Origin of the sequence: Pseudomonas nitroreducens TX1, from assembly GCF_000313755.1 — a bacterium.
GTDB lineage: Bacteria > Pseudomonadota > Gammaproteobacteria > Pseudomonadales > Pseudomonadaceae > Pseudomonas > Pseudomonas nitroreducens_A.
The window spans coordinates 1-435 of the sequence record NZ_AMZB01000014.1 but is presented as its reverse complement, the minus strand read 5'-3'; the positions used below and the strand labels follow the sequence as shown (position 1 = coordinate 435).

The following is a 435-nucleotide window of genomic DNA, read 5'->3' as shown; positions in this document are numbered from 1 at the left end:
TCGAAGTGGTCGCGCTTCGCCTGGTTCACCCAGATAACGTCGTCGAACAGCAACTCGTCGCAGTTGCTCGGGGTCAGGCGTTGATGGGCGAGTCCGGGCGAGCAGACCATCACTTTGCGTAGTTTGCCAGCTTCAGAATGGACGCCAAGTTTGGTTTTTTCCGTGCTCATGAGATGTCTCCAGGAGTTACAGAGTGAGGAAGCCGTCGTAGAGGCCATAGGCCGCGATCAATGCACCGATCACGACAACCGCGAAGATGAGCTTCTCGACATTGGTGAAGATGGGTTGACCCACTTCATGTTTCGCTTTGGCGAAGAGGATGACGCCGGGCGCATACAGCAGCGCCGACAGCAGCAGGTACTTCAGGCCACCTGCGTAGATCAGCCACACCGCGTAGAGAACCGAGATACCGGCGATGATCAGGTCTTTGCTGCG

Annotated in this window: 2 pseudogenes; both read right to left on the bottom strand. The window is 56.8% G+C overall.

The features are described from left to right. Positions 1-170 (bottom strand): annotated as a pseudogene (locus C167_RS34175) (arginine deiminase); the annotation flags it as partial. Between the two features lie 16 nt (positions 171-186). Further along, positions 187-435 (bottom strand): annotated as a pseudogene (locus C167_RS31950) (arginine-ornithine antiporter); the annotation flags it as partial.